Below are 11,646 nucleotides of genomic sequence, written 5' to 3' on the forward strand. Positions count from 1 at the left end.
GACGTTCGCGACCACCTCTCGACAGCGCGCCGATCCCGTGAAATAGTTAAATGCAACTATTTGGCCGAGCGCTCAAGGAAGAGTGACCACCCATGACCACCACCTCCGCCCCCAGCACGGGCCGCGACGACGCGGCATACCTCGAGCTCGTGGGCCGGCTCGACCTGGCCACCAAGGTGCGCCTGCTCACCGGCGCCACGTCGTTCACCCTGCACGGTGAGGAGTCGATCGGGCTGGCCCCGATGGCGTTCTCCGACGGGCCGACCGGGGTGCGCGGGCTGAAGTTCACCGGTGGCGACCACGTCGCCCTCTTCCCGAGCGCCACGGTCCTCGCCAGTGCGTGGAGCGAGGAGACGGCGCACGAGGTGGGCGAGATGCTCGCCGAGGAGGCGGAGCGCCAGCAGATCCACGTCGTCCTCGGGCCGACGATCAACCTGCACCGGACCCCGCTCGGCGGACGCCTCTTCGAGGCCTACTCCGAGGACCCGCTGCTCACCGGCAGGCTCGCGGCCGCCTACGTGCGCGGTATGCAGGGGCGTGGGATCGGCGCGTGCCTCAAGCACCTCGTGGCCAACGAGTCCGAGACCCTGCGCAACTACATGAACTCCGTCGTCAGCGAGACGGCCCTGCGCGAGGTCTACCTGCTGCCGTTCGAGATCGCGGTCCAGGACGCCGACGCCTGGTCGATCATGGCGGCCTACAACGACGTCAACGGAGTCGCCGCCACCGAGCAGGACCACGTCAACAACGCCGTCGTCAAGGGCGAGTGGGGCTGGGACGGGCTGCTCATGTCCGACTGGTTCGCCACGAAGACCTCCGCGCCTGCGGCGCTGGGCGGGCTCGACCTCGTCATGCCCGGTCCCGACGGCCCCTGGGGCGAGGCGCTGGTCGCCGACGTCGAGTCCGGCGCCGTCGACGAGTCCGTCATCGACGCGCACGTCGTGCGCCTGCTGCGCCTCGCCGAGCGCGTCGGAGCCCTCGGGTCGCCGGACGAGCGGCGGGTGTGGCCGGCCGAGTCCCTGGCCCCGGACGCGCCCGCACGGCGTGAGCAGCTACGCCGGCTGGCGACCGACGGCATGGTCGTGCTGCGCAACGAGGACGGCGTCCTGCCGCTCGCAGCAACGGGATCCGTCGCCCTCATCGGCCGGCACGGCGTCGACACCATCTGCATGGGCGGCGGTTCGGCGACGGTCAACCCGCCGTACCAGGTGTCCATCGCCGACGGCCTCGAGGCCGCGATCGGCGACCGCCTGACGGTCGTCGACGGGGTCGAGGTGCGCGACCGCGCCGTGGTCGCCGAGGCGAACGCCATCACCGACCCCGAGACCGGCCAGCCCGGTCTGCGGGTCGCCTACCTCGACGCCGACGGGGTCGTCATGTCGAGCGAGCACAGCAGCGTCTCGTCCGTCGTCACGGGCTGGGACGACGTCCTGCCCCGCCCCACCGACAAGGTCGTGCTGACAGCCCGGCTGACGGGTTCGGGTCCGGTGCGCCTCGGGGTCCTCGGCAGCGGCACCTGGACGGTCGACCTCGACGGTGAGCGGGTCGGCTCCGTGGACCTGGTCGCCGAGGGGTTCGACCCCGGCGAGTCGATGCTCAAGCCGCCGGTGTGGACCGTCGACACCGACGCGACCACGACCGTGGATGACGAGGGTTCGCGCGAGGGCGCGCTCGTCACGGCCACGGTGACGGTCGTGCGGTCCGAGCCGCAGCCCGGCCCGGACGGCAAGCTCAGCACCCTGTCCCACATCATCGCCTCGGGCATGGGGATGAAGGGCCTGGTCGTCTCGCCGGTCCCGGCCGACGCGTCCGAGGTGCTCGAGTCCGCCACCACCGCGGCAGCCGATGCCGACCTGGCCGTCGTGGTCGTCGGCCTCACCGAGGAGCAGGAGACCGAGGCGACCGACAAGTCGACCCTCGCCCTGCCCGGCGAGCAGGACGCGATGGTCTCCGCCGTCGCCGCTGCCGCCCGGCGGACCGTCGTCGTCGTCAACGCCTCCACGCCGGTCCTCATGCCGTGGTTCGACGAGGTCGACGCCGTGCTGGTCGTCGGCCTGCCCGGGCAGGAGGGTGGTCACGCGGTCGCCGACGCCCTGCTCGGGGTGCGCGAGCCCGCCGGTCGCCTGGTCACCTCCTGGCCGGCCGCCGACGAGGCGGCCCCGGCGTGGGAGGTCGTCCCCGACGGACTGACCCTGGAGTACACCGACGGCACCTTCGTCGGCTACCGCGGGTTCGCCGCCGGCCACGCCCCTGCCCCGGCCCACTGGCTCGGCGCCGGCGACGGGTATGGCGCGTGGACCTACCCGTCCGCCCGCCTGGTCGACGGCGGGTCCGGGGCCGCTCCCTCCGTCGAGGTGACGGTGGCGAACGGCTCGGTCCACGACTCCCGCGAGGTGGTTCAGGTCTACCTGCGTCCCGACACCGACGACCAGCCGGTGCGCCTCGTCGGGTTCGCGCCGGTGCAGGTCGCCGCCGGGGCGGAGGCCACCGTCACGGTCGGCACCGACGCCCGGCTGTGGCGCCGCTGGGACGAGTCGACGAACGCCTGGGGCGAGCCGCTCAGCGGCGGCACCCTCCTCGTCGCGCGCGGTCTCGGCGACGTGCAGGCCGAGCTGCCCCTGGCCTGACGGCCGCCAGCCGCCGGGTCGATGTGGACACGCCGGGATTCCCCGGCGCGGACACATCGACCCGGCGGTGGGTGGTGGGCGGTGCTCAGGAGCAAGGGAAGGAGGAGGAGCGGGTGAGCACACGGCATACAGTCGGGGGCATGTCAGCCACGTCGGACCGGGCCGCCCCCCGCCGCGGCCGGGGCCGTCCGCGGGGCACCGACACCGGGCAGACCCGCGAGCGCATCGTGGCGGCAGCGGCAGAGCTGTTCGCCGAGCGCGGGTTCCACGCGACGCCGATGACGAGCATCGCCGAAGCAGCCGGGTTGAGCCAGACCGGGCTGCTGCACCACTTCCCCGCGAAGGAGGAGCTGCTCGCAGCGGTCCTGGAGCAGCGCGACCTGCGCGACCTGGAGACGCTCGCCGCTACGCACGACCGTCCGCCGCGCGGCTGGCAGGTGTGGGACGACATGGTCACCCTCGTCGGGCTGAACAGCGAGCGCGAGGGGTTCGTGCGGTTGTTCACCAGCCTGGCCGGCGAGGCGGTGGACCCCGCGCACCCCGGTCACGGCTGGCTCGGCGCGCACCACGGCGCCGCGGTCGAGGCGCTCGCCCACGCCCTGCGCGAAGCGGCGCACGACGGCGCGGCCGACGAGGACATCCCTGCGGAGCAGCTCGCCCGTCAGGCGGTGGCCCTGATGGACGGCCTGCAGCTGCAGTGGTTGATGCGCCCGGACGAGGTGGACATGGCCGCCGACTTCGCGGGCTGGGTCGAGACCGTCCGGCACCGCTGGGCCCGCTAGGGCGCAGGGGCGAGGACCCAGAGGACCTCGCAGGCATCCTCGGCCGAGGCGTTGCGCCAGGTGTGCGGCGCCCTGCCCGGGAAGGTCATCGTGTCGCCCGGGCCGAGGTCCTCCTCGCCGGTCTCGAGGACGACGGTGAGGTGGCCGGCGACGACGTACGCGCACTCGACCTCGCAGTCGAGCGTGTAGAGGTCGGCGCCACCGTTGCCGCCGGGGTCGATCCGGGCGTGGATGATCTCGAGCGCCTGCTGGGTGCCGGGTGTGATGAGCTCCTCGTGGGCACCGGTGCCACCGAAGTTGATCGGGCGCCCCTGCCCCGCCCGGATCACCGCGGACTCCGGCGGGTCGAACAGCTCGCCGACGCGCAGGCCCAGGACGTCGCACACGGTGACGAGGGACGCGACCGACGGCGAGACGTCGTCGCGTTCCAACCGGCTGACGAACCCCTTGGTCAGCCCGGCCGACTCGGCGACCTGGGCGATGGTGAGGCTGCGCGCCTGACGGGCCGCGCGCAGCCGCGCGCCGATGCGGACCTGGGTGTCCGGTCGCTCGCGGGGAGCGCGGGACACCGGCGTCCGAGTCGTCATGGCGCCAGTTCTACAGCAACCGCCCTGACCGGTGCCCCGTCGGCTGCCTCGAGCCGGATCGGCAGCACGGAGACGAACGGGTCGTCGAAGTCGATGTCGCCGAGGCCGCGGAGGTTCTCGATGATCACGCCGCCGAGGTCGGCGATGAGGTGGTGGCAGGGGAACCCCACGCCCGGGTGCTCGTCGTCCGGGGTCTCGTCGAGGTTGAGGGCGTCGAGCCCGATGGTGCGCACCCCGAGGTCGAGCAGCCGGCGGCAGGCGTCGGCGTCGAGGTAGGGGTTCTCGAAGTACTGCGGCGTGCCGTAGTGCTCGTCCCAGCCCGTGTGCAGGAGCACGATCGAGCCCGGTCGGATGAGGTCGGCCACCGGCGCGACGTGGTCCCACGTCACGACCCCGCGCGGACCGACACCGGTGGCGTCGACGACGACCCCGGGGCCGGCGAAGAGGGTGAGGTCGAGCTCGTCGATGCGCAGGCCCTTCTCCTCGAAGTGGTACGGCGCGTCGACGTGGGTGCCGGTCTGCGACCCGAGGTGGACGTCGAGCAGGTTGAAGCCGTCGCGCTCGATCGTGCTGTGCACGGTCAGGGCCGGCTCCGGGTCACCGGGGTAGATCACCGTCCCGGGACCGACGGGCACCGACAGGTCGACGATCCGGAGAACTCTCATGGTGAACAACTATTGCATTGCAGTAAACCCCGGCGCTAGCGTTCCCGCCGATGCCCCACCCCTCGGGAGCACCCCGGAGTCCTGGAAGGGATCGCCGCATGAGCACCACGAACGCCCCCACCGCACCCACACCGCGTCCGAAGGTCACCGACGTCGAGCAGCACGGGATCGACACGATCCCCGACGCCGACCGCACCTCGCGCCCGCTCGACCTGTTCCGGATCCAGTTCGGCGGTGCCAACACCTTCGCCACCGTCCTGCTCGGCACCTTCCCGATCGCCCTCGGCCTGTCCTTCTGGCAGGCGGTCGCAGCCACTCTCGCCGGCGTCGTGGTCGGCGCCCTGTTCCTCATGCCGATGGGCCTGTTCGGGCCGCTGACCGGCACGAACAACGCCGTCTCCTCCGGCGCCCACTTCGGCGTGCGCGGCCGGATCGTCGGCTCGTTCCTGTCGCTGCTCACCGCCATCGCGTTCTACTCGATCTCGGTGTGGGTCAGCGGCGACGCGCTCGTCGGCGCCCTGGGACGGCTCTTCGGCGTCCCCGACTCGGACCTCCTGCGCGGCACGGTCTACGCGATCCTCGGCGCGATCGTCATCGTGGTCGTCGTCTACGGGTTCCAGTTCATGTTGCTGGTCAACAAGATCGTGGTCGTCGGCAACACGGTGCTGATCCTCCTGGCGGTCTTTGCGTACGCCTCGGTGTTCGACCCGTCGTTCGACCCCGGCCCGAGCGCCTACGCCCTCGGCTCGTTCTGGCCGACCTTCGTCCTGTCCGCGCTGATCGTCATGGGCAACCCCGTGTCGTTCGGGGCGTTCCTCGGGGACTGGTCGCGCTACATACCGGCGGCGACGTCACGCAAGTCGTTGCTGGGAGCCACGTTCGGCGCGCAGCTGATGACCCTCATCCCCTTCATCTTCGGTGTCGCGACCGCGACCCTCGTGGCCGGCGAGACCGACTACATCGTGGCGCTGATCAAGATCTCCCCGATCTGGTACGCCGTGCTCCTCATGGTGGTCGCGTTCCTCGGTGGGCTCTCGACCGGCGTCACCTCGCTGTACGGCACGGGCCTGGACTTCTCGTCGGTCTTCCCGCGGCTGAGCCGGGTGCAGGCGTCGCTGTTCATCGGCGTGATCGCGTTCGTCTTCATCCTCGTGGGGCGCCTGGCCTTCGACCTCATCGCCAGCGTCAACGCCTTCATCGGCGCGATCGTCATCTGCACGACGCCGTGGATGGTCATCATGACGATCGGGTTCGTCGTGCGCCGTGGCCACTACCGGCCCGCCGACGTCCAGGTGTTCAACCTCGGCATGCGTGGTGGCGCCTACTGGTTCCACGGCGGGGTGAACTGGCGTGGCATGGTCGCGTGGATCCCGGGCGCGGTCGCCGGCCTGATGTTCGCCAACTACCCGCCGCTGATCGAGGGCCCGTTCCGCAACGCCGTCGGGGGTGGGATCGACATCAGCCTCCCGGTCGCGATCGGTGTGGCCGCCGTGATCTACGTCGTCCTCCTGTATGTCGTGCCGGAACCCCGCTACGTCTTCGGCCCGCAGGGTCCGCGCTGGGTCCCCGCTGCCGAGGGTGCCGAGCCGCCGGTGGTCGCCGACGAGTCCGCCTCTCAGCACCGCAAGGCCCGTCGCGGCCACACCATGGACGAGTCCGTCGCGGCCGAGCTGGAGGCCCGCGTCGATGGCTGACCAGTCCCACCAGCAGGCCCTCCCCCGGATCACCGACGGCGGCCGGGTCGGCCAGGTCGACGCCACGGTGGTCCCGCGGTTCGCCGGCCCGGCGACCTTCGCGCGGCTCCCCCGCATCGACGAGGTGTCCGACGTCGACGTCGCGGTGCTCGGTGTCCCGTTCGACGCGGGGGTGTCCTACCGGCCGGGGGCGCGCTTCGGCCCGGCGCACATCCGTGAGTCCTCGCGGCTGCTGCGGCCCTACAACCCGGCCCAGGACGTCTCCCCGTTCGCGGCCCAGCAGGTGGTCGACGCCGGCGACCTCGGGGTCAACCCGTTCTCGATCGAGGAGGCCGTCGACACGATCGAGGCCGGCGCCAGGTCGGTCCTGGAGCGGGCCGGACGGGTGCTCACCCTCGGGGGCGACCACACGATCACGCTGCCGCTGCTGCGTGCGCACGCGGCAGCCCACGGCCCGATCGCCGTGGTGCACTTCGACGCCCACCTCGACACCTGGGACACCTACTTCGGCGCCCGCTACACCCACGGGACACCGTTCCGCCGGGCGTCCGAGGAGGGCCTGCTCGACAAGGAGGCCTGCCTGCACGTGGGCTCACGAGGGCCGCTGTACTCCGCCCAGGACCTCGACGACGACGCCACCCTCGGCTTCGCGATCGTGCCCAGCGTCGAGATGGACGACCTCGGCGCCCGGGGCGTCATCGAGCGCATCCGCGACCGGGTCGGGGACCGGCCCGTCTACGCCTCCATCGACATCGACGTCCTCGACCCGGGGTTCGCCCCGGGCACCGGCACCCCGGAGACCGGTGGCCTCACCGGGCGCGAGCTGCTCGCCATCCTGCGCAGCTTCTCCGGGCTCAACCTCGTCGGTGCCGATGTCGTCGAGGTCGCCCCCGCCTACGACCACGCCGAGGTCACCGGCATCGCCGCGTCGCACGTCGCCTACGAGCTGCTCAGCGCCATGGCTCCCCGGACGACACCCACCACCTCAAGCACCGACGAAGGGCCCGCCCGATGAGCACCACCCCCGGACTCGCGCAGGAGGTCGAGCGCGAGGTCCTCGCGGCGGCCGACGCCCTGGTGCGGGCGTTCGCCAGCGGCGACAGCGCCGCATACTTCGCGTGCTTCGCGCCCGACGCGACATTCGTCTTCCACACGACGCCGCAGCGGCTCGGGTCGCGCGCGGCGTACGAGGCCCTCTGGGAGCAGTGGGTCACCGAGGACGGGTTCACGGTCGTGTCCTGCGCCTCGACGAACCCGGTCGTGCAGGTGCTGGGCGCCGATGCCGCGGTCTTCGCCCACGACGTGGCCACCGTGCTCGAGGTCGGCGGCGGCCGCGAGGAGCTGGCCGAGCGCGAGACCATCGTGTTCACGCGGCGCGACGAGGTCTGGATGGCGGTCCACGAACACCTCTCCCCCGTGCCTTTGGTCCAATAGGCCGGGTGAGCAGGGATCGCGCGGCCTCGGGAGGGAGCGTCGGCGACCCCGCCCAGGGCCGCGAGATCCTGCGCCTGGCCGTCCCGGCGTTCCTCGCGCTCGTCGCCGAACCCATGTTCCTGCTCGCCGACTCGGCGATCATCGGGCACCTAGGCACGGCGCAGCTGGCCGGCCTCGGGGTCGCCAGCGCGACCCTGCTGACCGCGGCGAACCTGTTCGTGTTCCTCGCCTACGGCACCACCTCGATCGTCGCGCGCCAGCTCGGTGCGGGCAGCGAGCGGGGCGCGCTGGAGGCCGGGATCGACGGCACCTGGCTCGCCGTCGGCCTCGGTGCGCTGACGTCGGTCGCCGTGGCGCTGGGGGCCGAACCCCTGTGCCGGCTCTTCGGCGCCTCCGACGCGGCCGTGGGTTTCGCCACCACGTACCTGCGCATCTCGGCCCTGGGCATCCCGGCGATGCTCGTCGCCCTCGCTGCGACCGGTGTCCTCCGCGGGCTGCAGGACACCAGGACCCCCCTGGTGGCCTCGGCGGTGGGATTCAGCGTCAACATCGCGCTCAACCTGCTGTTCGTCTACGGGTTCGGCTGGGGCATCGCCGGGTCCGCGTGGGGCACCGTCCTCGCCCAGACCGGTATGGCGCTGGGCCTGGTCACCGTGATGGTGCGCCACGCGCGTCGTGCCGGGGCCGGGCTGCACGCCCATCCCGGTCGGGTGCTGCGGGCCGCCGTGACCGGGGTGCCATTGCTGGTGCGCACCCTGGCGCTGCGTTCCATCCTGCTCGTGACGACGTGGGTGGCAGCCGGTCTCGGCGACGTCCCCCTGGCCGCCCACCAGGTCGCTGCGACCGTCTGGTCGTTCCTCGTGTTCGCCCTCGACGCCCTCGCGATCGCCGCACAGGCGCTGACGGGGAAGGCCCTCGGAGCGGGTGACGTCCGAGGCGCGCGGGCCGCGACCTCGACCATGATCCGGTGGGGCGTCTGGGGTGGAGTGGTCCTCGGGGTCGCCCTGCTGTGCGTGCACACCGTCGTGCCGGCTGCCTTCACGTCGGACCCTGCGGTCCGCTCGGCCCTCGCCGCAGCCCTGGTCGTCGTCGCGATCGGCCAGCCCCTGTCCGGGTACGTGTTCGTCATCGACGGGGTCCTCATCGGCGCCGGCGACGGTCGGTGGCTGGCCCGGGCGATGGTGGCGACCCTGGTGCTCTACCTGCCGCTGATCCTGGCGGTCCACCTCGGCGGCGACCGACTGCTCCAACGCGGTGTGCCGTTCGCCCTGGGCGCGCTGTGGGTCGCGTTCACGGGGTTCATGGCCATCCGCGCGGTGTTCTTCAGGTACCGGATCCGCAGCGACGCCTGGATGGTGACCGGCGCGGCCCGCTGAGGATCGACGCAGATCCGCGCCCGGCGCCATACCCCTGCGCCGGTCGAGGTATTCGGCTACCCGGATAGGGCCGCCGAATACCTCGAACCGGGGCTGCCGCGGCGGATGGGCAGCGGTCAGCCGATGCGGGTCGCGGCCTCGCGGCGGGGGTCGCCGGCCGCGACGAGGTCGCCGTCGGCACCCCGGGCCGCCGCACCCACCCCACCGAAGAACATCGAGAGCGGACCGTGCGCGAACGCGGGCAGCCCCATGGCCTGCACGGCGGCACTGATGGCGGCGTCGTCCTCGTGGTCGACGCGGGTGCTGCCGTCGTCGAGGATGCGGACGTGCGCGCGCGGGGCGTCGATGGCCTCCTGGAGCGAGTCGCCGTGGTGGCAGTACCGGCCGAGCACCTGCATGAGCGCGGTCGTGATCCGGTCGGCGCCCGGGCTGCCGATCGCCAGCGCCGCGCCGGCCCCCGAGCGTGCCACGGAAGGCGCCATGTTGGACGCGAGCCTCGTGCCCGGGGTGAGGGCGTGCAGGCCCAGGCGGTTGAGCTCGGGTTCGCCGAGGCAGTTGTTGAGCATCATCCCCGTGCCGGGAACCGTTGCGCCCGAACCGTATCCGCTCGAGGCCGTGATCGCGCAGACGGTCCCGTCGCTGTCGACGGCCGAGACGTTCGCGGTCGACGAGGAGGTGGGCAGGCCGGCGAGCCCATGGCGTTCGACCAGGTCGAGCAACGCGTACCCGTCCTCCTCGAGGTCCGTCGACAGGTCGTGCACCGAGTGTCGGTAGGCGAGCACCCGGCGCTGCACGTCGATGACCTGCTCCCAGTCCCAACGGTCGGCGCCCAGCTCGCGCAGCATCACCGCGAGCATCGGGCCACCGACGGACGGTGGTGGGTTCGTGGCGACGTCCCAGTCACCCAGCCGCATCCGCAGCGGCGCACGGACCACGGCCCGGTAGGCCGCGAGGTCGGCTGCCGTGACGAGGCCACCGCGCGCCGCGCTGTCGTCGGCGATCCGTGCGGCCAGCTCCCCGGTGTAGAGGTCGGACGGACCGCGCTCGCCGATCAGCTCCAGCGTGGCGGCGAGGTCGGGGTTGGTGACGATCTCGCCTGCCGCGAACGGAGACCCGTCAGCCCGCTTGACCAGGGGTGCGGTGTGCTCGTCCCAGCCGAAGACGCTGTCCCCGGTGATCGCGAGGTAGCTCGCCGCCGCGCCACCGATGGCGTACCCGTCGCGGGCGGTGGCCACGCTCGGTGCGAGGACGTCCGCCCAGCACGCCCGCCCGTGGCGCTCGTGCGCCATACCGAGGGCGGCGAAGGCCCCCGGCGTCGCCACGGAACCGTGGCCGGCGTAGAGGGTGAGGCCACCGCCGTAGGAGGTGGAGATCTCGCGCAGGCCGGTGCCGAACCGCTCGGTGGGCAGGCCGCGGCCGGGCATCTCGACGTTCCCGTCGATGACCTCGGGCTCGCCACCGGCCGGCCAGATGCTCACGAACGCGCCACCGAGCATCGAGACGATCCCCGGCTCGGTCGACATGGCGGCGACGATCGCGGCGATCGCGGCGTCGACGGCGTTGCCGCCGGCGCGGACGGCGGCCACCCCCGCCTCGGCCGACACCGGTCCGGTGCCTGCGACCGCCACACGCCTGTCCATGCGCCCGATTCTGCCCCGCCGCCGCACCCCACGCGCGATCTGACCACGGCCCGGCCCGGTCGTCGTGGACGCGTCGACGGGGACCCGTGCGCCGCCCGTTAGGGTCCGAGGGTGATCGAGGCGCTGCTGCTCGTCGTCGCGGCCCTCGTGGTCGGCTACTCGAAGACCTCGATCGGCGGCCTGGGGAGCATCGCCATCGCGATCTTCGCGAACGTCATGCCGGCCCGCGAGTCGACGGCCGCCATCCTGCTGCTGCTCATCACCGGCGATGTGGTCGCCGTCTGGAAGTACCGCCAGCACGCGGACTGGGCGCTGCTGCGCCGGCTGGTCCCGAGCGTGCTGCCGGGCCTGGCCCTCGGGGCGGCCTTCCTCGCGGTGGTCGACGACACGGTGCTGCGACGGTCCATCGGCGTCCTGCTGCTCGCGATGGCGGCGCTGCAGCTCCTGCTCCAGTGGCGTTCGCCCGACACCTCCGTCATCGCCCGTTCGCGACCCGCGGCGCTCGGCACCGGCCTGGCGGCCGGCTTCACGACGATGACGGCCAACGCGGCCGGCTCGGTGATGACGCTCTACCTCGTGGCGCGCGGCGTGGAGAAGAGCCGGTTCCTCGGGACGGGGGCGCTGTTCTTCTTCGGGGTCAACCTCTGCAAGATCCCGTTCAGCGCCGGGCTCGGTCTCTTCAGCATCGGCACGCTGCAGCGGACGGCGCTGCTCATCCCGTTCGTCCTGCTCGGGACCTGGGCGGGGCTGCACACCGCCCGACGACTCAGCCAGGCGAGGTTCGAGCAGGCCGTGCTGGCCGCGACCGTCGTGTCAGCGATCGCCCTCGTCGTGCGCTGAA

Annotated in this window: 10 protein-coding genes; 7 read left to right on the plus strand and 3 right to left on the minus strand. The window is 72.5% G+C overall.

Annotated elements, in window-relative coordinates; genetic code table 11:
- Positions 1–92: 92 nt before the first annotated feature.
- Positions 93–2,627, plus strand: a complete 2,535-nt coding sequence (locus ASC58_RS11900; protein WP_056919431.1) for a beta-glucosidase — start codon at positions 93–95, stop codon at positions 2,625–2,627.
- Positions 2,628–2,767: 140 nt separating this feature from the next.
- Positions 2,768–3,409 carry a TetR/AcrR family transcriptional regulator gene (locus tag ASC58_RS11905; protein WP_056919432.1) on the plus strand — a complete coding sequence of 214 codons (642 nt, stop codon included), beginning with the start codon at positions 2,768–2,770 and terminating at the stop codon, positions 3,407–3,409.
- Here ASC58_RS11905 and ASC58_RS11910 read toward each other — a convergent pair.
- Together ASC58_RS11910 and ASC58_RS11915 are read right to left on the minus strand one after the other, a co-directional pair.
- Entirely contained in the window at positions 3,406–3,996 is a 591-nt protein-coding gene (locus tag ASC58_RS11910; protein WP_056919433.1) for a helix-turn-helix domain-containing protein, read from the minus strand. The two genes, ASC58_RS11905 and ASC58_RS11910, sit on opposite strands and share 4 nt — an antisense overlap.
- Complete coding sequence (locus ASC58_RS11915) at positions 3,993–4,661, minus strand: cyclase family protein (RefSeq protein WP_056919434.1); 669 nt, start codon at positions 4,659–4,661, stop codon at positions 3,993–3,995. The genes ASC58_RS11910 and ASC58_RS11915 overlap by 4 nt, the downstream gene beginning before the upstream one ends.
- 98 nt (positions 4,662–4,759) lie before the next feature.
- On the opposite strand from ASC58_RS11915, the gene ASC58_RS11920 reads away from it, so the two are divergent.
- Genes ASC58_RS11920 through ASC58_RS11935 form a run of 4 tightly spaced genes read left to right on the plus strand, consistent with a single transcriptional unit; the run spans position 4,760 to position 9,165 of the window.
- Entirely contained in the window at positions 4,760–6,355 is a 1,596-nt protein-coding gene (locus ASC58_RS11920) for a cytosine permease (protein ID WP_082553235.1), read from the plus strand.
- Positions 6,348–7,370 (plus strand): agmatinase, encoded by a 1,023-nt coding sequence (gene speB, locus ASC58_RS11925; protein WP_056916140.1) that lies wholly within the window; start codon positions 6,348–6,350, stop codon positions 7,368–7,370. Before ASC58_RS11920 ends, speB begins: the two co-directional genes overlap by 8 nt.
- A complete protein-coding gene (locus ASC58_RS11930; RefSeq protein WP_056916139.1) occupies positions 7,367–7,789 on the plus strand; it encodes an SgcJ/EcaC family oxidoreductase in 423 nt (140 codons plus the stop codon). The genes speB and ASC58_RS11930 overlap by 4 nt, the downstream gene beginning before the upstream one ends.
- Positions 7,790–7,794: 5 nt before the next feature.
- Positions 7,795–9,165 (plus strand): MATE family efflux transporter, encoded by a 1,371-nt coding sequence (locus ASC58_RS11935; RefSeq protein WP_235529206.1) that lies wholly within the window; start codon positions 7,795–7,797, stop codon positions 9,163–9,165.
- A gap of 116 nt (positions 9,166–9,281) precedes the next feature.
- Here the strand turns inward: ASC58_RS11935 and ASC58_RS11940 are convergent, their stop codons facing one another.
- Complete coding sequence (locus ASC58_RS11940) at positions 9,282–10,805, minus strand: gamma-glutamyltransferase (RefSeq protein ID WP_056919435.1); 1,524 nt, start codon at positions 10,803–10,805, stop codon at positions 9,282–9,284.
- Positions 10,806–10,916: 111 nt separating this feature from the next.
- Here ASC58_RS11940 and ASC58_RS11945 point away from each other — a divergent pair, with 111 nt between their 5' ends.
- Positions 10,917–11,645 (plus strand): sulfite exporter TauE/SafE family protein, encoded by a 729-nt coding sequence (locus ASC58_RS11945; RefSeq protein ID WP_056919436.1) that lies wholly within the window; start codon positions 10,917–10,919, stop codon positions 11,643–11,645.
- Position 11,646 lies beyond the last annotated feature (1 nt).

Source organism: Phycicoccus sp. Root101, assembly GCF_001426245.1.
In the GTDB taxonomy this organism is placed as follows: domain Bacteria; phylum Actinomycetota; class Actinomycetes; order Actinomycetales; family Dermatophilaceae; genus Pedococcus.